We start from the raw sequence: 23,082 nt of genomic DNA, 5'->3' as shown, positions 1-23,082 counted from the left end.
CAAATGCAAAAATGCGATGGAGATGAATTATTTCACCTATTGGGGAACACTAAATCTAGAAATCTTTATAATTTAACAGTATGTTTCTCACTACAGTCAGTATTTCTGGATACAAGATTATCGAAAAACTCTACAACGGTTCTCGAACCGTGGTTTATCGCGGTTATCGAGAAACTGACTCATTACCTGTAGTAATTAAATTGCTCAAAAATCCTTATCCGAGTTTTAGCGAACTCTTATCGTTTCGTAATCAGTACACCATAGCTAAAAATCTCAACTCACCTCTAATCATCCAAACCTACAGCTTGGAACCGTATCAAAATGGCTATGCGTTGGTAATGGAAGATTTTGGCGGAATTTCTCTTAAAGATTATTTCACCTCTGACCAGACGCGACATACCGCTTTTCTAGAAGAGTTTTTATTAATTGCGATCGCACTGTGCAACACCTTAGATATACTCTACCGCGAACGGATTATTCATAAAGATATCAAACCCGCCAATATTCTAGTTAATCCTGAAACCAAACAAGTTAAATTAATTGACTTTAGTATTGCATCTCTGCTACCACGAGAAACCCAAACTCTGATGAGTCCAAATGTATTAGAAGGGACACTCAGTTATTTATCACCAGAACAAACAGGTAGGATGAATCGAGGGATTGACTATCGAACTGATTTTTATGCTCTAGGTGTAACTTTTTACGAACTACTAACTGGAAGATTACCATTTAGATCAAACGATCCAATGGAGTTACTACATTGTCATATTGCAAAAGATCCAGAAAAAATCAAAAGCGAAGAAATTCCTCAAGTGATTTCAGATATTGTCATAAAATTGATGATGAAAAATGCTGAAGATCGCTATCAGAGTGCATTAGGATTAAAATTTGATTTAGAAAAATGTTTACATCAGCTAAAAGAAACTGGCACAATTGATAACTTTGAAATTGCCCAAAGTGATGTGTGCGATCGCTTTATTATCCCCGACAAACTCTATGGAAGAGAAGCCGAAATAACTGCCCTTCTTGAAGCCTTTGAAAGAGTTAGCAAAGGTGCGACTGAAATGATTCTAGTCGCTGGTTCTTCAGGCATTGGTAAAACTGCTGTTGTTAACGAAGTTCATAAACCGATTGTGCGCCAACGCGGTTATTTTATCAAAGGCAAATTTGACCAATTTCAACGGAATATTCCCTTCAGTGCTTTTGTACAAGCATTCCGAAATTTAATGGGTCAATTATTAACAGAAACTACTTCTAAAATTCAACAATGGAAAAGTAAAATCTTAGAAGCTTTAGGTGAAAATGGACAAGTTATTATTGAAGTTATTCCCGAATTGGAAAGAATTATTGGCAAACAAACACCAGCCATAGAATTATCAGGAAGCGCATCACAAAATAGATTTAATTTATTATTTCAAAAATTCACTCAAGTTTTTACTAGTGTTGAACATCCATTAGTAATATTTTTAGATGATTTGCAATGGGCTGATTTGGCATCACTGAAATTAATGCAGTTATTAATAGCTGATACCAAACATCTTTTATTAATTGGTGCTTATCGAGATAATGAAGTAAATCCAGTACATCCGTTGATGTTGACTATTAGTGAGATCCAAAAAACAGCAGCAACTATTAACACAATTACTTTAGCACCATTAAGTCAAGGAGATGTGAATCAATTAATTGCTGCAACGCTTAAATGTTCCGAAGCTTTAGCATTCCCAATTTCACAGATAGTTTACAAAAAAACTTTTGGCAATCCATTTTTTGATACTCAATTTTTAAAATCATTATACCAAGATGGGCTAATTAAATTTAACTTTACAGAGGGTTGCTGGCAATGTGATATCACCGAAATTAATCAGCAAACAGTTACAAATGATGTAGTTGAATTCATGGTATTGCAATTGAGAAAGCTACCACAAGCAACTCAAGATGTTTTGAAATTAGCTGCTTGTATTGGAAATCAGTTTGATTTGAAAACATTGGCAGTTGTTTCAGAACAATCGCAAGTAGAAACCGCAACTAATTTGTGGAACGCATTGAATGAGGGTTTAATTTTACCTACTAGTGAGGTATATAAATTTTATCTTGCTGAGGTAAATCAAGCTATTGCTGAAGAAAGTTCAGAAATTGTTAACTATAAGTTTTTACACGATCGCGTCCAAGAAGCAGCATACTCTCTTATCCCTGAAGAACAGAAAAAAGCTACCCATCTACAAATAGGTAAGCTATTACTTCAAAACACACCTGAAATCAAAAAAGAAGAAAAACTTTTTGAAATTGTTAATCAGTTAAATATTGCATTAACACTAATTATTGATCCCATTGAACGAGAACAACTCCTCAAGTTGAATTTAAAAGCAGGTAGGAAAGCACAATTGGCAACTGCTTATACATTAGCAGTTGAATATTTAACAATAGGTTTAGAACTTTTACCTCATGAGAGTTGGTATAGCCAGTATGAGCTAACACTATTACTATATCAATCAATTACAGAAGTACTTTGTCTGAGTGGTGACTTTGAACGCATGGAAAGCTATGCAACTGTCGTTATCCAACAAGCAAAAAATATCCTCGAACAAATTCCTATCTACAATGTCAAAATTCAAGCTTACATGGCACAGGCACAGCACAAGAATGCTTTGCAAATTGCACTGACTGTTCTGCAATCAATAGGAGTGGAACTGCCTCAACAAGTCAATCAAACTGATATCGAGTCTGAACTAGAACAAACAAAATGTCTTTTGGCAGATAAACCAGCAATGGATTTACTAGAACTGCCAAAGATGACGGATGAGAATATTCTGGCAGCAATGCGAATTTTGTCGAGCATTATGTCAGCAGCTTACCAAGCAAATCCCCCATTATTTCGAGTAATCGTATTTAAACAAGTTCAATTGTCAATCCTCTATGGTAATGCTCCAGAATCTACCTATGCTTATGCTAGTTATGGACTTATACTCTGCGGTGTTTTAGGAGAAATTGATACAGGATATGAATTTGGAGAAATGGCATTACTGTTACTTGAACGGTTAAATGCCTTCAAAGTTAAATCAAAAACTCTATTTGCAGTAAATTGTTTTATTCGACATTGGAAATCGCCTGTTAAAGACACTTTAAATCCTCTTTTACAAGCCTATACAAGCGGTTTAGAAACTGGTGATATTGAATATGCTGTAATGTCTGCCTATGTTTTTGGCAGATATGCCTATTTAAGTGGTCATGGTTTAGAGGAATTAGCCCAAGCTATGGGAAACTATGGTGCAATTATGCACCAGTTTAAGCAAACTACCTATTTGAATTTCAATAGTATCTATTATCAATCAGTTTTGAATCTGTTGGGAATGTCAGACAATCCTTGTTTATTAATTGGCGAAGTTTATGATGAAGTTGCAATGTTGCCTCTGCATCAAGCTGCCAATCAAACTAGTATTATTTGTCAGCTTCATTTTTGTAAACTGCTTTTATGTTATCTCTTTGGTAACTATCAAGAAGCACTAATAAACGTCGCTGTTGTCGAGAAATATTTAATCAGCGTGACTGGATTAGTGCTAATTCCAACCTTTTATTTTTATGAGTCTTTGACTAATTTATCTTTATATAAAGACTGCTCAATAACTGAGCAAAAATTAATTATTGACCGAGTAGAAGAAACTCATAAAAAACTCAAAAAATGGGCAGAGAGTGCGCCACAAAATTATGCTCACAAATATAACTTGGTAGAAGCTGAAAGATTTCGGATACTAGGACAAAAAATCGAAGCAATAGAATTGTACGATCGCGCCATATCTCTTGCCAAAGAAAACGGCTACATTCAAGAAGAAGCACTTAGCAATGAACTAGTAGCCAAATTCTACCTCGACTGGGGTAAAGAAAAAATCGCCCAAGTCTATATACAAGAAGCATACTACTGCTACGCCCGTTGGGGAGCTAAAGCCAAAGTTAATCACCTAGAAAAAACTTATCCCCAACTACTCAAACCCATCTTGCAACACCAACGAATCAATTTCAATCCCTTAGAAACTATTGCTTTTCGTGGCACCGCCTCATCTTCTAGTACTGGCAACACTAGTATTGCTGATGTTCTGGATTTTACCTCTGTTTTCAAAGCTGCTCAAGCTATTTCCAGTTCTCTAAAATCAGATCAACTCATTGCCAGCCTCACTCGCATTATTTTAGAAAACTCTGGCGCGAAAAGAGTTGTACTAATTCTTCCCCAAGAGGAGGACACTTGGGAAGTTAAAGCAATTACCTTTATCGAGCATGAGGAAATACAAACTATCCTCAATCCACAATTACTAGACAATTGTCAAGATATTCCCGTAAAAATTATCAATTATGTCAAAAATACTCAACAAACAATTGTTATAGACAATTGCAAAACAGATATTCCTGGGATAATTGGAAAATATATGTTGGAACATCAACCTCAGAGTGTGTTGTGTGTCCCAATTATTAATCAAGTGCATTTGGTAGGAATTCTCTACCTAGAAAATAGCTTAACTCAAGGGGTTTTTACTAGCGATCGCCTCAGTGTAATTAACCTTCTTTCATCTCAAGCTGCAATATCTCTAGAGAATGCTCGACTATATCAACAAGCAGGAATTGCATTACAAGACTTACAACAAGCACAATTACAAGTTGTCCAAAGTGAAAAAATGTCTGCATTGGGTAATTTGGTTGCAGGGGTAGCCCATGAAATGAATAATCCTTTGGGCTTTATTTCTGCCAGTCTCCAACAAGCTAAACCCACTATTGCAGATATTGTTGAACATTTAAAACTATATCAAGAAAGTCTACCCAATCCCAACGATAAAATCAAAGGCCATGCCGAAGATATTGACTTGGATTATAGTTTATCAGACTTACCCAAGATAATTGATTCTATGACAATGGCGTGCGATCGCCTCCGCAACATCAGCACCAGTCTTCGCACTTTCTCTCGTGCTGACAAAGATTATAAAGTGCCGTTTAATATCCACGAAGGCATAGATAGCACGATTTTAATTCTCAAACATCGTCTGAAAGCCAATGAAGAACGTCCCGAAATTAAAGTGGTAACTGATTATGGAAATTTGCCCCAGGTTGAATGTTTTCCTGGGCAACTAAATCAGGTATTTATGAATATTCTAGCCAATGCTATTGATGCGCTAGATGAATCAAATATTGGCCGGAATTTTACAGATATCCAGTCCAATCCCAACCAAATTAGAATTAAAACCTCTTTAGAAAATGAAGGCGTGAAAATTGCGATCGCAGATAATGGCAATGGGATAAGTGAAGAAGTGAAAGAAAAGATTTTTGACCACCTATTTACTACAAAAGGTGTGGGTAAAGGTACAGGATTAGGATTAGCGATCGCTCGGCAAATTGTCGAAGAAACCCACGCCGGAAAATTGAATTTTAACTCGATTCTAGGTGAGGGTACAGAATTTATCATTGAAATTCCGGTGTAATTTTTAGCTTTTTTGGTAAACAGCTTGAAATATCTGGGAATACTAAATCTAGAAGTCTTAAGGATTTAATATTGCAGCCAAGATTTAATGTTCCCTTAATCAAATTTCCCAAATGTTAGTATCAACATCCGATTTATAAGGAGTGTCTAGCTATGCAAGCATATTCACAGCAACAACGCAATTCATTGATTAAGCGACAAATAGCTCTTATCGCTCTAGTAGTTCCTGCATTAATAGTAATTAGTACCGGTTGCACTACTCAAACTTCCAGTAATAATCCCCAGCCAACGCCCAGCATTCAAGCTAGTGTGGAAAACGTACCAGCAACTTTAGCGATCGCAATTATCGCCCAAGCGTCGAATGACACAGACCAACAGGAACAAATACGAACTTTAACTGAATACCTAAATAAAACCCTGAAACGACCTGTATCTATCCAAGCGGTCAAAGACTACAAACGTACCGTCGATCTTTTGGTAGAAGAAAAGGTGCAAATCGCCTTACTAGGGCCACTTTCTTATATTGAGGCAAAGCGACGGAATCCACAAATCGAGGCGATCGCTGCCCCTATCACTAAAAGTACGGGACGACCTTGGTATAAATCAGCTATTATCGCTAATTCTGCCAGTGGGATCAAAACCCTCAAAGATCTTAAGGGCAAGCGGCTTGGCTTTACCAGTAAACTATCAACATCAGGTTATATGTTTCCTGTAGTTCACCTATTAGATATAGGTTTCAAGTTTGATAGCGATTTTGCCTCTGTTCAGTTCTTTAAGAACCATAAGAACTCATTAGCTGCACTGCTAGATGGGCAAGTTGATGCTGTAGGTATTGAGTTTGACATTTATAAGCAAGCCAAAAAAGCTGGCAAAATCAATGATTCTTATCAGGTAATGTGGGAATCAGAACCAATTCCCCAATCTCCTATTGTTGTTTCTCAAAAACTATCTCCCCAGCTTATTGCTGAATTGAAAGAGGCATTTATTAGTGCCCCTATTGGAATGCTGAATCTTGATGGAATTCCTTCTAATGGATATACCCTGGTGCAAGACTCAGACTACGATCGGGTGAGGCAGGTCAAGAAACAATTAGACGAAAAATTAGCAAAGACAAAATGAAGATTTGGCAGAAATTTTTTGGCTCTTCGGTAATAACCGTTGGGATGATTATTATTGCCGTAGGCACAAGTAATCTAGTACTGGGACGTGCCCGCGTTCAGGTAGAAGAGGCACATTATAAAAGCCTGAAACTGATTGGCAATGCTCAAACCACAAATTTACTCCTAGCACGGCAAATTATCACACTCAAAGATTTGTTAGTGCTAGAAAATCCTCAAGCTAAAATTGCCGAATATCAAGCAGTGAAGCAAGAATTTTTATCTATATTAGATGAAATGAAAAAACTTAGCCCCACTACTAAAGAATTAGATATTGTATATCGTCGGTATCAAATCTTTGATAACTTGGCAACGGAAATTAGTCAATCGGTTATTAGCCAAAATAGTCTGTCTGTAGCAGAAGTGAAGGAAGACTATAGAGCTATTAACGCTTTTAATCGAGATGTGAATTTTTATACTTCTAAGATTATTAGAATTTTGCAACAAGAGCAAAAACTGGCTCTTCAGGCAGGGCAAGATTTAAATGAAACCGAGCAAATTGTCAAGTGGGGAATTCTTGTTTTTATTTTGTTAGTTCTTGCTGGGCAGTTTGTCCTAATTCTATTGCCAGCAGTGCGCTCTATCAAGAAACTTCAGACCGGCGTAGCGACCATTAGAGAGGGTAATCTGGACTACAGATTAGACATCCAGACTGGTGATGAAGTCGAGCAATTAGCCAGCGAGTTTAACCGTATGACTGTTAAGTTAGCAGAGTCTTATCGTGATTTGGAGGCAAAAAAGAATTTTGCCAATGAAGCCAACCAAGCAAAAAGCGATTTCCTGGCTAATATGAGTCACGAACTCCGTACCCCCCTCAACGGTATTTTAGGCTATGCTCAAATTCTCGGACGTTCCAAAGTTATCCCCGACAAAGAACGTCATGGTGTGAATATTATTCATCAGTGCGGCTCTCATCTCCTAACATTAATTAACGACATTTTAGACCTCTCAAAAATCGAAGCCCGCAAACTGGAACTTGCTCCCAAAACTATTCACTTCCCCTCCTTTGTTCAAGGCGTGGTCGAAATTTGTCGGGTTCGCGCTGACCAAAAAGGACTTGACTTTATTTATCAACCTGATCCCAATTTGCCTATTGGAGTTGAGGCTGATGAGAAAAGGCTCCGCCAAGTCTTACTGAATGTCTTAGGAAATGCGATTAAATTTACCGACAAAGGGAGAGTCACCCTGAAGGTAGAAGTATTAGAGTCAAATTCCACCATTCCCTTGCCTCGCTTCAAGTTTCAAGCGATAGATACTGGAGTGGGCATTGCCTCTAATCAGATCAACAAACTATTCCAAGCCTTTGAACAAGTAGGGGATCAAAAACGCCAGTCGGAAGGCACAGGGTTAGGTTTAGCCATCAGCCAAAGAATTGTGGAATTGATGGGAGGAAAAATTCAGATTGAGAGTGAACTGGGAGTGGGCAGTAACTTTTACTTTGAGGTGGCATTGCCTCTCGCCTCTGATTGGGCGCAAAAAAGTTCAGTCACTGAGGGACGCACCATTATCGGCTACGAGGGGAAACCACGCCATATTCTGATTGTGGACGATCGCTGGGAAAATCGGTCAGTCTTGGTAAATCTCTTGGAGCCACTGGGGTTCACGTTTACCGAAGCAGAAAATGGTGAAGAAGGCTTAGAGAAAGCCAGAGAAAAACAGCCAGATTTAGTAATTACAGATTTAGCGATGCCGATAATGGATGGCTTTGAAATGCTCAGGGAGTTACGCACTTCTGAGGATATCAAGCATTTGTTGGTAATTGTATCTTCAGCATCGGTGTCAGAAATTGACCAACAGAAGAGTTTAGCTATGGGTGGAGATGATTTTCTCACAAAACCCGTTGATGCGGAAGAGTTGTTCACCTTGCTGGCCCAGCACCTGCAACTCACTTGGAAATATGAAGCAGTCGAGTCAGGTATTGGTGACACGGCGATGGACAAAGAGGTATTCACGGAACTAATTCCCCCAGCAGCCGCAGATTTGGAAATGTTACTGGAACTGGCGCAGGATGGCTTACTGAGAGAATTGACAGAAACTGCAAAGAAAATTGGCCAAAAGGATCGGCGTTATCAACCTTTTATAGGGCAGGTAGTACAACTAGCCAAGCAATTTCAAACTGAGAAGATTGAAACCTTGATTCAACAATACCTTACTAATATTTAGGATTTAAGGACGATTATGGCAACAACTTTAAGTGGGTTAATTTTAATCGTTGATGATATTCCCACTAATTTGGATGTCATCTCAGAGGCTTTAAGTAATGAAGGTTATAAAGTTGCGATCGCAACCAGTGGCGAACGCGCCCTGCAACAAATTGAGCGGCGACCACCCGATCTGATTTTACTGGATGTGATGATGCCAGGAATTGATGGATTTGAAACTTGCCAACGCCTGAAAGCTAATCCCAAGACTTGCGATATTCCGGTGATGTTTATGACTGCTTTGGCTGATGTAGACAACAAAGTTAAAGGGCTTAAACTTGGTGCAGTAGACTACGTTACCAAGCCGTTCCAAGAAGAAGAAGTGTTAGCACGGGTGAAAACCCATTTACAGTTGCGTCTCTTGAGTCAAAATTTAGAACAGCAAGTGGCTCAAAAAACTGCTGAATTACGAGCAACTCAGATGCAAGTCATTCAACGCGAAAAAATGTCGGCTCTGGGCGACTTGGTGGCTGGTGTTGCCCACGAAATTAATAATCCCGTTGGCTTTCTTTCGGGCAATATTCAACACGCTTTAGAGAACATTAAAGATTTGTTTGGATTGCTGGATTTAGTTCAGCAAGAATCTGCTAATTTCAGTCCGGCAATTCAAGATAAAATTGAAGCGATTGACCTCGAATACATCCGTGAAGACTTACCAAAGTTAGTTGGCTCGATGCGAGAAGGAGTAAACCGGATTAAAGACATTAGCATCAGCTTGCGGACATTTTCTCGTGCTGATAGCGATCGCCCCATTCCTGGCAATATTCACGATGGTATTGATAGTACAATTATGATTCTCAAACATCGTCTCAAAGCTTCTGATACTCGCCCAGAAATTCAAGTAATTAAAGAATATGGCAATCTCCCCCAAGTGGAATGTTATGCAGGACAATTAAATCAGGTATTTATGAATCTGTTGGCTAATGCGATCGATGCTTTAGAAGAATCAAATCCTGGACGTAGTTATGCAGAGATTAAAATTAATCCTAATCAAATTATTATTAAGACAGAACTATCTGAAGATATGCAGCAAGCAATAATTCGCATCAAAGATAACGGTATTGGCATGAGTGAGGCGGTGCAGCAGAAGATTTTTAACGAGTTATTTACTACTAAAGAAGTAGGTAAAGGTACGGGGTTAGGATTAGCGATCGTCCGGCAAATTATCATCGAAAAACATGGAGGGACAATTACAGTCAACTCTGAACTAGCAGCAGGAACAGAGTTTGTCATCACCTTACCCACTCAAGCAGAACAAACAAGTTGATTTTTTAGTATATTCAGAATCATTTAACTAACCAATCACCAATTCTCAAACACTATTGCTGATAATCAATCGGGTGGCTGGACAGAAAGCTAAGGGCGATTTCACTGCTGCTTAAAACCAATGACATAACAGCGCTGTTTTGTTACGTGTTTCAACGTCATGAACAGGCGCTCTTAAACATCAGTCTCGCAAAACAATACTTAGGAGCAACGGTACTACTAAAGGTGTGGGAAAAGGGACGGGATTGGGGTTAGCGATCGCTCGTCAAATCGTTGAAGAAAAACATGGAGGAGTGATAGAGGTAGATTCTAAACCAGGTAAAGGTACTGAGTTTGTAATCCAGCTACCTCTGTAGCATATAGATCTATCTGCACATCCATACGAACTTTCAGGAAATCTTCAGCCTAAATACTTATCTCTGCTACTGCATGCTTACCCAATTTAGACAAATCCTTAAGAAACAGTGGTCTTTGAAGTCTGTCCATATCGTTAAGAATCGCCCTACCTCACTTACCCACAAAACACTAATTAATATGGCACTGCGAGTAACAGGGGTGGTACTCGTGTCTGCTGGGGTAAGCTATGTCCATGTCATATCCCGTTTGGAAGCCCAGACCCAAGCCCAGCTAGAAAGGTACATTAGGGGACGGGGAGAGCAAGAAAGCAGCATCTTTCAACTTGCACAGGATAACCTTGCAATGCTTGGCGATCGCCTTTTGCTGGAACTCAAGCAACCCACTAATATTGATTTCCAGGCTGAATTTGAACGGCAGTATTTTTCTTGGAACGATGGTACCAGACGCAATTTTCCCCAAAATCGACCGCTCAAAGACTTTGATTCGACTCGATATGCCGGATCAGTCATTGGTCGAAATGTGCAAATAACTCAAGAATTAAAGCAGCGTGTGCTAACGGCTAACACACTGGTTACTAACTACGGCGCTGCTTGGTCTAATCGGTTTGTCGATACCTATTTTCTGACACCAGAAAATACAGGGGTTAACTATTGGAAGGGGATACCAATCGCCTTAAAGATACCGCCTGATGTCTACAACCCGAAAGAGGAATACTTCTATATTGCTGATCCTCAACATAACCCGGCGCGATCGCCTAAGTGGACAGGTGTTTATCTCGATCCAAGTGTAAATATCTGGATGGTTTCGGCAATTGTACCTGTTTATGAGGGCGATCGCTTCTTGGGTGTTGTGGGACATGATGTGGTCTTAACCGATCTCATGCAGCATACCATCCAGGATCAATTACCAGGTACTTACAATCTAATTTTTCGCTCAGACGGTCGTTTAATTGTCCACCCCCAGCGCACTGCCCAAATTCAGCAAGCTCAAGGTCAACTCAAAATCGATACAATCAACGATCCTCATCTCAACCGCATTTTTCAGTTGGTGACAAACGCTCAACCAAAAACCCACGTCCTTGAAAATAGCCAAGACCGTGAATACTTGGCAGTGACACGCTTACAAGGTCCAGATTGGTATTTTGTCACCGTCTATCCCAAATCACTGCTAGCAGGGGAAGCATGGGATACTGCTCAATTTATCTTAATGTCCGGTGCATTGGCGCTGCTGCTTGAAGTTTTGTTGCTCTTGTCGGTGTTGCAACAACAAATCGCTAAACCCCTCCAGCAATTAACCGCCGCTAGTAACCAACTTGCTAACGGTGATTTTGCGATCGATCTCGATTCCATGCGACAAGATGAACTGGGAGGACTTGCTAGTTCTTTCAACAGCATGGCAAGTCAGTTAAAGACTTCTTTTATCCAACTAGAACAGGTAAATAATGCCTTAGAGCGAAGGGTTGCGGAGCGGACAACAACATTACAAAAGACACTTGAAGAACTACGTCGTACCCAAGCTCAGATGATCCAGAGTGAAAAAATGTCAGCCTTGGGGCAACTCGTCGCAGGCGTGGCACATGAGATCAATAATCCTGTCAGCTTTATTCACGGCAACCTCACATATATACAAAATTATGCTCAAGATTTATTGAAATTTATTCAACTGTATCAGTCTCACTATCCCAATCCAGTCGCTGAAATTCAAACTCAGGCTAAAGAATTGGATCTGGAATTTATTCGAGATGATCTGCCGAAGATACTTTCTTCAATGGAAATTGGCACCAATCGCATTAGCGAAATTGTGCGATCGCTCCGCAATTTCTCGCGCTTAGATGAATCTGAATTTAAGACGGTTGATATTCATGAGGGTATTGATAGTACATTATTGATTTTGCAACATCGTCTGAAAGATCAACCGCAACGTCCAGCAATAAAAGTGATAAAAAACTATGGTAAATTGCCTCCAGCGATCTGCTACCCAGGACAACTCAATCAGGTATTTATGAATATTCTGTCTAATGCTATTGATGCCTTAGAAGATGCAAATCAGCAACGCACGCCTACAGAAATTCATTTACATCCCAACACAATTTGGATTCATACTTGCTTGGTATCTGAAAACCAAATCAAGATTTCCATTGCAGATAATGGTCTTGGAGTTCCAGACACAATTATAACAAGGTTATTTGACCCCTTTTTTACAACTAAAAATGTGGGTAAAGGATCTGGATTAGGTTTAACTATCAGCTATCAAATTGTTACTGAACTACATCTTGGTAAACTTGATTGTAATTCCACACAAGGATTGGGCGCAGAATTTGTTGTCACCCTACCTCTAAAAGCTAAAAAGATTCAACAGCAACAGGTAAATCAGTAGTACTCTGGATATTTTGTAAAATCAAATCAGGGCTATTACGTTTAATCAAGCCAGTTAAGACTTTACCCGGGCCAACTTCTACTACTCGCTGGATACCGTTAGCTGGTAATTGCAAAGAAATTTCTCGCCACCGTACAGAACCAGTCATTTGTTTATTGAGGCGCTGCTTTAAAATCTCGGCATCAATAGACGGAATTGGTTCTACATTAGATAAGACTGGCACATTAGCTGGTTGAAATTCCACAGATTCTAAAATGTCTTGGAATTCCGCCGCAGCTGGTGCGATTAAATGTGAATGAAATGCTCCAGAAACTTTTAGGGGAATAGCACGCTTGGCTTTAACTTGAGTCATCACCGCTTGTACAGCCTCAGTCGTACCTGAAATTACCACTTGAGCCGAACTATTATCATTTGCGATTACCACATCAGGCGTTTCGGCAATAACTTTTTCTAACTGTTCGCGGTCAAAGTTGATCAAAGCTGCCATCATACCATCGATAGAACTATCCATAAGTTCTGCCCGACGCTTCACCAGATATAAACCAGCCGGCCACTCGAAGACACCCGCTATATAAAGAGCAGTATATTCCCCCAAACTGTGACCAGCAACTAAATCTGGCTGATGTCCTCGTTCTCGAAGCAAGTCAGCAAGAATGCTTTCAACCACATAAAGACTTGGCTGAGTATATAGCGTCTGTGATAACTTCTCTTCTTGAGTTTGACAGATTTCAGTTACAGACCAACCCAAAATATCCTCAGCTTTGGCAAGCTTGTCTTTAGCGGATGGTATATCTAATAAATCCATTCCCATTCCCAGGGCTTGGGAACCTTGTCCGGGAAACACCCATGCAGTTTTTGTCATTTGTCAATAGTCAGTGGTCATTGGTCATTTGTCATTGGTCATTTGTCATTCACAAAGGACAAATGACTAATGACAAATTGCAAAATATTTATCTTCCCCATTGAAAGATTGCCGCGCCCCAAGTAAGACCGGCACCAAAGCCGGATGTCGCAACGATGTCATTGGGTTTAATTTTACCTTGTCGCACTGCTTCATCCAAAGCTAAGGGAATGGAAGCAGCAGAGGTATTGCCGTACTGGGCGAGATTACTTATAACTTTATGTTCTGGGATATTTAGACGTTGAGCAACGGCATCGATAATGCGCTGATTAGCTTGATGTAACACTAGCCAATCTATTTGGTCAACCTTAAGGTTAGCTTGAAATAAGGCTTTATCTATGATTTCTGGGACTTTTTGCACAGCAAAGCGGTAGACTTCTTTGCCGTTCATAGTAATAGGTTGATAAGTGCCTTTAGTGATATTTACACCAGGGAGTAATTCTTGGGAAGCGCCTGCATAGGCAAGGTTGAGGTGATGGTTTTGAGTGCCATCACTTTTAAGTGCAAATCCTAATAGGCGATCGCTTTTAGAAGCCTGCAATACTACTGCTCCTGCACCATCGCCGAATAGTACACAAGTCCGACGATCTTGCCAATCTACCCAACGAGAGAGGATATCTGCCCCTATCAACAGTACATTTTTATAGACACCGGTTCTAATGTATTGGGCTGCTGTAACCAGACCAAACACAAAGCCAGAGCAGGCTGCTGTCAAGTCAAAGGCGACTGCGTTGGTAGCTCCTAATTGAGCCTGTACTTGACAAGCACTACCAAACAAATCATCAGGGGTGGAAGTCGCTAGCAAAATCAAGTCTAGGTCTTCTGGTCTAATTCCTGAAGCTGCGATCGCGCGACTACTGGCAGCAGCAGCTAGTCCACTTAAGGACTCAGATGACACCGCTAATCGTCGTTGGCGAATTCCTGTTCTTGTGGCAATCCACTCGTCTGATGTTTCAACTAGTTCAGTCAATGTCTGGTTGTGTAGGGAAGTTGCTGGTACTGCCGAGCCACTTCCGGTAATTGCTATGCCTAAGTTTTCCACACCTAATCTCCCAAGCTATCAGCTTATGTCCTTTGTCATTTGTCCTTTGTCATTTGTCCTTTGTCAGTTGTCCTTTGTCAGTTGTCCTTTGTGCTTTACAAATGACCAATGACTAATGACCAATGACCAATGACTAATGACTAACCGCTTTCGCGCTCTAGGATATATTGGGACTGAATTCGTTGTAGCACCTGGTTGTCAACAGCTTCTTTAGCCATGCGAATAGCATTGAAAATCGAAGGTGCTTGTGAGCTACCGTGACCAATAAAACAAACTCCTGCCACGCCTAATAACAAAGCACCACCATGTTCTGCATGATCCATGCGTTGCTTAACTCGCTTCAGGTTTGGTTTTAAGAATGCTGAACCGATTTGACCATGCAGTCCTTGGGGTAATTCTTCCCGCAGAATTTGCAGAATCACTTCTCCAACTGCTTCGGCAAATTTTAACAGTACATTGCCCACAAAGCCATCGCAGACAATTACATCGAAGTGACCGGAAAGCACATCACGCCCTTCGGCATTGCCAATAAAATTAATTTGAGAATTTTCGCGGAGCAGTTGGTGGGCACGGACGGCTGCATCATTGCCTTTAGAGTCTTCTTCACCGATATTCAACAAACCCACTTTCGGTTCAGTTGTACCTAAGACATACTGACTGTAAGCCGATCCCATGACGGCAAACTGCTCTAAAAACTTCGGGCGGCAATCTACATTTGCGCCAACATCAAGAACTAACACTGGTTTTCCAGCAACAATTGTCGGAAAAACAGTCCCGATTGCTGGACGATCAATTCCCGGCAATCGTCCTAAGCGAAGCAAGGCTGATGCCATTGCTGCCCCAGAGTGACCGGCAGAAAATACGGCATCTGCCTTTTGCTGCTTAACTAAATCCATTGCCACATTGATAGAAGCCTTGCGTTTGCGTCTAACCGCATTTAAAGGCTCCTCATCCATTGCGATCGCTTCCTCAGCAGGAACGATCTCCACCTGCGCTAAATTCGTTTTTGGCGGCAAGGCAGCTTCTATTTGTTGGGGATCACCAACAAGTAATATCTCTACACCCAATTCTTCCTTTGCTCGCAGTGCGCCAGCAACGATTTCACCGGGTGCGTGATCCCCTCCCATTGCGTCAATTGCGATCCGTACGCGAGTCGATCCCATTGCTCAGAGCTTTTAGAAACCTTATAAATTTTACCAGATGGCTTTGCCGAAAAAGCTTAACTTTCTGACCGCCAAATTACTTCTGTTACTATTGCAACAATTTTTGCTGGCAAGCTCAAGATAGCACGAATTGGGGAATGGGGAATGGGGCAGGGGGAACGGGGCAGGGGGCAGGGGGCAGGGGGAAATGACCTAAGCTTTGAGCCAACAAGCTTTGCGGAACATGGATCTGATTCCCCCACTTCTAGTAAGTGGTTCTCAAGGGAGGGGTCGAATCCCTTTTTTGCTCCCTTGCCTCCTGCCCCCTGCCCCCTACTCCCTACTCTTCAATCCCCAACACCCAGTTAACTAGCGTCCGAACGCCGTAGCCGGTTGCTCCTGCGCCGTTGTAGCCATTTTCTTTATCTGTCCACACTGGGCCAGCAATATCTATGTGCGCCCAAGGGGTTTCTTTGACAAATTGCTTGAGGAAAAGAGCAGCAGTAATGGCACCACCTGGACGCGGCCCTGTATTTTTCATGTCCGCAATCCCAGACTTTAGCCCTTCAAAATATTTTTCTTCCATTGGCATCCGCCAAATCTTTTCCCCTGAAGTTTGGGCAGCTTTCTCGATTTGGGAAGCTACGTCATCATCGGGAGTGTACAAACCTGCAATATCATCACCCAAGGCAATGACGTTAGCACCGGTTAGGGTGGCTAAATCAACGATCGCATCTAATCCCAATTTGTCAGCATACACCAAGGCATCTGCTAAGGTTAAACGTCCTTCTGCGTCGGTGTTGTTCACTTCGATTGTTTTGCCGTTTGACGCGGTGAGAATGTCTCCAGGGTGCATGGCGCGACCGCTAATCATGTTTTCGGCTACCGCCGAGATAAAGTGAACTTCAACATCTGGCTTAATTTGAGCAATTGCTTTTGCCGCCCCCAAGGTAGCAGCTGCACCGCCCATATCCATTTTCATGGTTTCGATGCCGCTACCAGCACCTTTAATATTCAGTCCCCCGGAATCAAAGGTTACACCTTTGCCAATAATTGCTAGTTTCTTTTTCGGTGTACCTTCTGGTTTGTAAGTCAGGTGAATGAATTTAGGTGGTAACTCGGAACCTTGCGATACTCCCAAAAAAGCACCCATACCCAACTTTTCACAGTCTTCTTTTTCGAGAATTTCTACTTGTAAACCGTGGTCTTTAGCGATCGCTTGAGCAGTTTCGGCTAAAGTAATTGGTGTTACCGCATTGGCTGGTGCAGCCACTAACTGCCGTGCCAAATTTACCCCGGAAACGATTTGATTGGCGAGGGTGATGGCTGCTTCTTGTCCACCGAAACCTAGTAAATCGATGCTTTCTATTGGCGATCCTTTATCTTCTGGTTCTGATTTAAAACGAATATCTTGATAAAGTGCTAATTCCACACCTTCTGCGATCGCTTGGGCACTTGCGGCTGGATCGTTATTCCATAATGGAAAACTAAATCCCAAAATTTTGCTTTTCTGCTTTTTTGCTACTCTGGCTACCGCAGCAGCAGCGCGTCTCAATGTGTCGAGTTTGAGTGCATCTGGTTTACCCAATCCTACCAGAATCAATTTACGTACTGGGCTACCAGGATTCACACGAGTGAAAATTGTACTGTTGGCTTTACCTTTAAATTCTTCTTCCGCAATTAGTTCTTTTAAGACCCCGGAAAACTTTTGATCTAAAGTTGCTAGTTCTCCGGTTAACTCTACTGCATCTTCAAATAATCCTATTGCCAAACTATCGCCTGCCCACTCTAGCAAAGGCTTATCACTAGGTTGAATTGTCATTTTGGGATTTTGTGTAAATATTCCTTCCTGTACCAGTATTGCTCAAAATTCTTGTTTAATGGTGAGGGGAGCGGGGAATATGAGGGAGATGGGGGCAGTAGCTATAATGTTAGCGCTGAGAGTGTCAATCGATAATACGCTTGAAAATGTATGAAGTTTTAACCATAATAAATTAGTGGAATGGCAAGTTGAGTTTCATGATGATTTCGAGTCTGAGTTCGATGCTCTACCTCAAGAAGTAAAAAATGAGTTGCTTGCTAAGGCTCAGGTATTAGAAATGTTTGGCCCACAAGCAAAACGTCCTCATGTTGATACGCTCAACGGGTCGAAGTACGGAAACATGAAAGAGTTACGATTCTCAGCTTTTGGTGGTGTTTGGCGTGTAGCGTTTGCTTTTGACCCATTGAGGCAAGCCATTTTATTGGTAGCAGGTGACAAATCCGGCGTTAGCCAAAAACTTTTTTATAAACACTTAATTCAAAAGGCTGATGCACGGTACAAGAGCCATCTTACAAAACTAGAAGAAGAAGGGTAAAAAGAATGGGCAAAAGCCTAAGAGAAAAAATTAAAGAACAGCCAATAGAAAACCAAATAAAAATTGAAAGCCGCGCTCAGGAATTAATATCTCAGGAATTAACTAGGCAAAAACTTAGATTAGATAAAAGGAAAAGGTTTAAAAAAAGAGAGGTAGTTATATTTGGAAAAAAATTAATGATAGAACATTAATTTAGTAAAACACTAGACAAGCCTGCCAAGCCGTTGGAGTTTGGCAGGCTTTAAAGTTATTAAAAATGGCTAGTTTTGTGTCTGATACTGGTGAACTCCGCTCATAACTCTACTTTTTTACCTCCTCTGCCTAATGCCTTATGCCCCAATTCCATTTTTGTCAATATCAAATTTTCTGGCGATCGCTGCTATTATTTCTTGCTCAAGTGGTGTAGTCTTATTGTCAAGCTGGGCAATCTTTTCACACTGAACCAGCAAGGGTATAGCAAAATCACGATTCAACTGATTGAGCAGTATATCTAAAGACTTAGGTGATTTGATATTTTGGGCAATGGCATCCAACGAGGTAGGACTAAGTTTTACAGCTTGTAATTCTGGCAAAATTTCTTCCAAAGTCTTATCTGGATGGCTAGCCAGAATCATGTGAACTAAGATTTGATCCATGACGGCTTCTTGAGCGATCGCACTTTCGAGATACTTTTCACTTTCTGCTTTTAATGTTGCTAGAGTCTGTGGCGATGCGAGAGAAGTTGATTCATCTAGCTTGGCTTCGTAAAATCGACAAGCAGCATAACCCAATGAATAGATCATTGTTGCATTTGAACTAGCACCAATCACCGCACCCGCTAAAGGCACATTTCTTAGCAAGCCTAACCCCGCAGCTTTTAACAAACGACCTCCACCCAAGGCCAGACCAAAAATTGCTAAGATTTCACCTTTACGGGCAGGATCTTTTAAATCTAGCCCGTAGACAGATGCAATTTGATAAATCATTTCTGACTGCAATTTTGTTGTCGCTGTTAAATCAATTGCCAACAATGCAATTGCTACTCCTGGCAAAATACTAGTGGCTAGTCCAACAGTTCCGGCTTGAGTCGCTTTTTCCACCATGATTCGGTGAGCAATCTGGCTGGGTGATTCATTTGGATACTTTTGTTTGAGCTTGTTTACCGCAGCTTCTGCTTTTTCCAAATCAACAGCATCAGTAGTACCAATTAGCCAATTTAGATTTAATACTCCAGATAGTTTTCTAATCAACCAATTTTCGCTGAGGCGATTCACAACCTCACCACTGGTTTGAGTTGTTTGCTCAATAAACTTGTGTGTTTCTTTTGCCGTGGCTTCTCCCACCTCTAATGCTGTGTCTAAAACTGCTTTGCCAGTCTGAGCAACACTTTGAACAAAAGACTCTAGTACAGACGGTTCATTGTCTACTGATGATTGACCCTGTATTTTTATTTCTGAAGTTTCATTAGGTGAATTAACTGATTTATTCACTACTATTTCTTGTTGGGATTTGTCTGCCATTACTTGACACCATCTTGTAAAGCCTATCTCTTTAAATTTGTAGCGAAAGGATAAGGGGCTTGACATCTCTCGACAAGTACAATTTCTAGATGAACTAGATATATAATTCTGATTACGCTTTTAATGAAGCTCCTAAAGCAATATTATTTTTTATATTGTTCCGTATGAATGTTACGTGCCTATTAGGTCTATAACAAAATTTTGTATATTTTTATAACAGATACGGAAAATCTTAAATCGGTTTTGTATTTTTAATAAGTTCAGAAAGTTTGATAAAAACAAATTTGTTGAATTTTAACTATTATCCGTTCGAGTCTTCGTATGAAAGTGTTTATAAGTTGGTCTGGTAAAATGAGTCACAAGGTTGCTAGTGTGTTACGTGACTGGCTACCTTATGTAATACAGGCTGTTAACCCTTTTGTTTCTTCTGGAGATATTAACAAAGGTGAACGTTGGGGTGATGTGCTTGCTAAAGAGCTTGAAGATACAGAATTTGGCATTATCTGTTTAACACCCTACAACATTAAAGCACCTTGGCTAAACTTTGAAGCAGGAGCATTATCAAAGTCTATCGATCGCTCATTTTTGTTACCATTTCTCTTTCATGTTGATCCTTCTGAACTACAAGGGCCTCTGTCACAGTTTCAATCCACAGTTTATGAAAAAGAAGATGTATTCAACTTACTATCTAGCATCAACAAGAAGTTGGACGCTGAGAGAAGGTTGGAGCATGAAATTCTTAGAAAAACCTTCGATGTTTGGTGGCATGAACTTAAGGAAGCATTAGATAAAGTTGAGGATAGCGAAGAGGGTGAAACCGAAACTGGGTATCAATGGTTATACACTCCAGGCGACCTTGGTAAAATTGAGGTAAATGTTGATTGCAAGTCAATTTGGGTTGTTACTCCTTCTCCCTACCAAGATTTACAAAATACCTGCGTCAAAAACGTGGTGCAGAAAAATATAGGGCGTGGAATCAAATATACATTTATCGTCCCATCTTCCGATGCAACAGAGGAAGCTAAGGAAACACTCCAGCACATTTTTTCATCACACCCAGAGCAGTTCACTATCAAGGAAATCTCTCATCAAAAATTTCACAGTTTAGCTGCTACGCATTACCTTATCTTGAATCCTGAAGAAGACGAATATTATACCCTGAAAGTATTTCTTGAGTTACCGCTTAAACAACGTGACTATTGGGTAGAAGTTGACAACGAAGCAGCTTTCGACTTTGTTGCTCGTTTTCATAAGATGATAGAAGAGGAAATAATTATTTAGCAAAGTGTATTACTTAGCCTAAAGACGTAAGGCTAGCTAACAAGTGCGCTTTTGAGAGCAAGCCTACTCATTTTGACAAAAGATTGATCGCCTCTTATCCTATCCTCTCACCTCTAGCCTTGTACTGATATCAGCATTATTTTCTAAAAAGTCGTTATCTTTAAGAATTTCATAGAGATTAATATCTTGCTCTAGCAAGCAAGCGTGTCCGCATTCAGGCAGCACCACAATCTTGTTATTTGGTAAAATATTCCCTATCCGCTTCACCTCTGTTACAGAAGGCAAAAGGCGATCGCTACCACCGGCAATCAACAAAACTGGTTGAGTTAAGCGACTTAATTTTTCCTCATCAACTTCAAACTCTCGCAATAAAGACAATCGCCACAGAACGGTTTCTGCTGGTACAGAACGCATGGTTTTCAGCAGTTCATGGCGATCGCTCCGAGAAATGCGGGGCAAAGATGCCAAAAACGGCAACAATCCCAGTGCGCCAATATCATACAATTCTGATGGCACTAAGTAAGTAAGTTGAGATGCCCAACTCAACCAAGGGCGAAGACGAAAGGACGAAGCTGGGTTAATTAAGATAGTTCGCTTAAATAAATGCGGTGCTTGGATCGCTACTTTCATTGCCAAGCAACCACCAAAGGACTCACCACACAAGTAAACTGACCTGTGAGAGCTTTTTTGTAATTCAGCGTCGATCAAGTCCAATACACTTTTTGTTAGCACATCCCAAGTGTTAAGGTCTTTCCGGGGAAGTGCCAAAGAACGGACATCAAAGCCAGTTTCTAATCCAGCAGTCTGCGATCGCAATAATTGACCTGTTCCATCCATTCCCGGTAAATATACCAATAGCGGATACTCTGGCTGTACTCGTTTAGGAGTCAGGAAACAAGGCTTTAACTCAACTTCAGAGATAGTCATTGGTCATTGGTCAATGGTCATTAGTCAATGGTATAAAACTTTTGAACTGTTCATTGTTCCCACAATCCAAAATCCAAAATCGAATAGCTCTAATAGCAACCTTGACGCAGTAAATGGCTAATTTCACTATGACAGTGTTCTGTCAGTTCAGCCACAACAGTTCTGGCTTGTTTCCCGTGATATTTTTTTTGATGTTGGGGTGTTATCCAATAAGGGCGACCGATCAACACCGCAACCCGACGATAAATTACCAAAGGATGCCAACCCGCTTGATTAAATAAAGGTTCTGAAGGGTCAAATACACTCAAAAGCCTTAAGGGAAAACCATTCGTGTTTACCTCTTCTAAGGAAGCGATCGCGATCGGCAAAATTGCTAAATCCTGCACATCAGCTCGCAATGCTAAATGGGCAAATCCCCGTTGAAACTCACCCAACTGGTTTGGCTGAGTAAATTTCACCATTGGTGTAGTCCCTTCTGGAAACACTCCTACCATCTGCTTAGACTGCAATAGCAACTCCGACTGCGAAAAAAAGCTTTGTTGGCGGTTTTGAGTTTTCTCTAAAGGAAAACACCCCAATTGACCGGTGACAATCTCCCGCATTACTGGTACTTGTCCCATATAGTGATGGCAAGCAAAGCGAATCGGATTTGATAACGCCGCCATTAATATCAGTGCATCCATGAAGCTGCGGTGATTGCTGACTACCAAAACGCTAGCATCTTGGGGAATGCGATCCTCATAATAGCGAAACATTTGTGTTGAGAGTGCCGCCACCAAAGCGCGAGAAATCTCTAGGGGGCTATTTCGACTCATACCTAATCAATATATTTTTCCGGTAAATATGGCGGTTTATCTTAACTTAATTTTTACATTTCTTTACTACTGCCATGACCGTCTTAAGATAGAAATATCTGTTCTACAAAACCAGCTAAGTTTTCTGTATTTTGCATTATGTATTCTCGATCACAATAATTTCTAATAGAAAGTATTCAAAAAAATTATGATTAGTTACTTTTCCTCAGATAGGTAAAAATGATTTGAATAGATACAGATTACAAAATAATTTTTGACCTGATAAATTTGCTACTATTAAGGTGTTATTGGAAAAAATGGAAA

15 protein-coding genes and 1 pseudogene are annotated in these 23,082 nt (G+C 40.6%); 9 read left to right on the top strand and 7 right to left on the bottom strand.

Annotation, left to right across the window (positions count from 1 at the left end; translation table 11 throughout):
* Positions 1-80: 80 nt before the first annotated feature.
* The 6 genes and pseudogenes from V7K69_RS25130 to V7K69_RS25105 all read left to right on the top strand — a co-directional run bounded on the left by V7K69_RS25130 (position 81) and on the right by V7K69_RS25105 (position 12,815).
* Positions 81-5,459, top strand: a complete 5,379-nt coding sequence (locus V7K69_RS25130; RefSeq protein WP_335039386.1) for an ATP-binding sensor histidine kinase — start codon at positions 81-83, stop codon at positions 5,457-5,459.
* Positions 5,460-5,611: 152 nt separating this feature from the next.
* Complete coding sequence (locus V7K69_RS25125; RefSeq protein WP_335039384.1) at positions 5,612-6,577, top strand: phosphate/phosphite/phosphonate ABC transporter substrate-binding protein; 966 nt, start codon at positions 5,612-5,614, stop codon at positions 6,575-6,577.
* Positions 6,574-8,778, top strand: a complete 2,205-nt coding sequence (locus V7K69_RS25120; RefSeq protein ID WP_335039382.1) for an ATP-binding protein — start codon at positions 6,574-6,576, stop codon at positions 8,776-8,778. Before V7K69_RS25125 ends, V7K69_RS25120 begins: the two co-directional genes overlap by 4 nt.
* 15 nt (positions 8,779-8,793) lie before the next feature.
* Positions 8,794-10,083, top strand: a complete 1,290-nt coding sequence (locus V7K69_RS25115; RefSeq protein WP_335039379.1) for a sensor histidine kinase — start codon at positions 8,794-8,796, stop codon at positions 10,081-10,083.
* 214 nt (positions 10,084-10,297) lie between these two features.
* Positions 10,298-10,438, top strand: a pseudogene (locus V7K69_RS25110) (ATP-binding protein); the annotation flags it as partial.
* Between the two features lie 115 nt (positions 10,439-10,553).
* The gene (locus V7K69_RS25105; protein WP_335039377.1) at positions 10,554-12,815 is read left to right on the top strand and encodes an ATP-binding protein; all 2,262 of its coding nucleotides are present in this window, start codon (positions 10,554-10,556) and stop codon (positions 12,813-12,815) included.
* On the opposite strand, the gene fabD is transcribed toward V7K69_RS25105, so the two are convergent.
* From fabD to V7K69_RS25085, 4 genes are all read right to left on the bottom strand, one after another.
* Positions 12,781-13,677 carry an ACP S-malonyltransferase gene (fabD, locus tag V7K69_RS25100; RefSeq protein WP_335039375.1) on the bottom strand — a complete coding sequence of 299 codons (897 nt, stop codon included), beginning with the start codon at positions 13,675-13,677 and terminating at the stop codon, positions 12,781-12,783. The two genes, V7K69_RS25105 and fabD, sit on opposite strands and share 35 nt — an antisense overlap.
* 88 nt (positions 13,678-13,765) lie before the next feature.
* Positions 13,766-14,758, bottom strand: coding sequence for a beta-ketoacyl-ACP synthase 3 (locus V7K69_RS25095; protein WP_335039373.1), 993 nt, complete (start codon positions 14,756-14,758; stop codon positions 13,766-13,768).
* 140 nt (positions 14,759-14,898) lie between these two features.
* Positions 14,899-15,921: a phosphate acyltransferase PlsX gene (gene plsX, locus V7K69_RS25090; protein ID WP_012406928.1), complete on the bottom strand. Its 1,023-nt coding sequence runs from the start codon at positions 15,919-15,921 to the stop codon at positions 14,899-14,901.
* A 319-nt stretch (positions 15,922-16,240) separates the two neighbouring features.
* Positions 16,241-17,722, bottom strand: a complete 1,482-nt coding sequence (locus tag V7K69_RS25085) for a leucyl aminopeptidase (protein ID WP_335039371.1) — start codon at positions 17,720-17,722, stop codon at positions 16,241-16,243.
* A gap of 175 nt (positions 17,723-17,897) precedes the next feature.
* On the opposite strand from V7K69_RS25085, the gene V7K69_RS25080 reads away from it, so the two are divergent.
* A complete protein-coding gene (locus tag V7K69_RS25080) occupies positions 17,898-18,257 on the top strand; it encodes a type II toxin-antitoxin system RelE/ParE family toxin (protein ID WP_335039369.1) in 360 nt (119 codons plus the stop codon).
* A 5-nt stretch (positions 18,258-18,262) separates the two neighbouring features.
* A complete protein-coding gene (locus V7K69_RS25075; protein WP_185580931.1) occupies positions 18,263-18,448 on the top strand; it encodes a hypothetical protein in 186 nt (61 codons plus the stop codon).
* Between the two features lie 138 nt (positions 18,449-18,586).
* On the opposite strand, the gene V7K69_RS25070 is transcribed toward V7K69_RS25075, so the two are convergent.
* On the bottom strand, positions 18,587-19,756 hold the full coding sequence (locus V7K69_RS25070) for an EcsC family protein (RefSeq protein WP_335039367.1): 1,170 nt from the start codon (positions 19,754-19,756) through the stop codon (positions 18,587-18,589).
* A gap of 351 nt (positions 19,757-20,107) precedes the next feature.
* Between V7K69_RS25070 and V7K69_RS25065 the strand changes: the two genes are divergently transcribed.
* Positions 20,108-21,037: a hypothetical protein gene (locus tag V7K69_RS25065; RefSeq protein ID WP_335039365.1), complete on the top strand. Its 930-nt coding sequence runs from the start codon at positions 20,108-20,110 to the stop codon at positions 21,035-21,037.
* Between the two features lie 99 nt (positions 21,038-21,136).
* On the opposite strand, the gene V7K69_RS25060 is transcribed toward V7K69_RS25065, so the two are convergent.
* Positions 21,137-21,964, bottom strand: a complete 828-nt coding sequence (locus V7K69_RS25060; protein ID WP_335039363.1) for an alpha/beta fold hydrolase — start codon at positions 21,962-21,964, stop codon at positions 21,137-21,139.
* Positions 21,965-22,053: 89 nt separating this feature from the next.
* A complete protein-coding gene (locus tag V7K69_RS25055) occupies positions 22,054-22,779 on the bottom strand; it encodes a lysophospholipid acyltransferase family protein (protein WP_335039361.1) in 726 nt (241 codons plus the stop codon).
* Positions 22,780-23,082: the final 303 nt, after the last annotated feature.

Origin of the sequence: Nostoc sp. (assembly GCF_036917775.1) — a bacterium.
In the GTDB taxonomy this organism is placed as follows: domain Bacteria; phylum Cyanobacteriota; class Cyanobacteriia; order Cyanobacteriales; family Nostocaceae; genus Nostoc.
This window is presented reverse-complemented; position numbering and strand designations above follow the sequence as displayed.

Excerpts from the sequence above, each read along its gene's own strand:
- V7K69_RS25125 (WP_335039384.1), top strand. The coding sequence starts at position 5,612 with ATGCAAGCATATTCACAGCAACAACGCAATTCATTGATTAAGCGACAA.
- plsX (WP_012406928.1), bottom strand. The coding sequence starts at position 15,921 with ATGGGATCGACTCGCGTACGGATCGCAATTGACGCAATGGGAGGGGAT.
- V7K69_RS25075 (WP_185580931.1), top strand. The coding sequence starts at position 18,263 with ATGGGCAAAAGCCTAAGAGAAAAAATTAAAGAACAGCCAATAGAAAAC.
- fabD (WP_335039375.1), bottom strand. The coding sequence starts at position 13,677 with ATGACAAAAACTGCATGGGTGTTTCCCGGACAAGGTTCCCAAGCCCTG.
- V7K69_RS25065 (WP_335039365.1), top strand. The coding sequence starts at position 20,108 with ATGAGTCACAAGGTTGCTAGTGTGTTACGTGACTGGCTACCTTATGTA.
- V7K69_RS25060 (WP_335039363.1), bottom strand. The coding sequence starts at position 21,964 with ATGACTATCTCTGAAGTTGAGTTAAAGCCTTGTTTCCTGACTCCTAAA.
- V7K69_RS25130 (WP_335039386.1), top strand. The coding sequence starts at position 81 with ATGTTTCTCACTACAGTCAGTATTTCTGGATACAAGATTATCGAAAAA.
- V7K69_RS25085 (WP_335039371.1), bottom strand. The coding sequence starts at position 17,722 with ATGACAATTCAACCTAGTGATAAGCCTTTGCTAGAGTGGGCAGGCGAT.
- V7K69_RS25055 (WP_335039361.1), bottom strand. The coding sequence starts at position 22,779 with ATGAGTCGAAATAGCCCCCTAGAGATTTCTCGCGCTTTGGTGGCGGCA.
- V7K69_RS25120 (WP_335039382.1), top strand. The coding sequence starts at position 6,574 with ATGAAGATTTGGCAGAAATTTTTTGGCTCTTCGGTAATAACCGTTGGG.
- V7K69_RS25115 (WP_335039379.1), top strand. The coding sequence starts at position 8,794 with ATGGCAACAACTTTAAGTGGGTTAATTTTAATCGTTGATGATATTCCC.
- V7K69_RS25070 (WP_335039367.1), bottom strand. The coding sequence starts at position 19,756 with ATGGCAGACAAATCCCAACAAGAAATAGTAGTGAATAAATCAGTTAAT.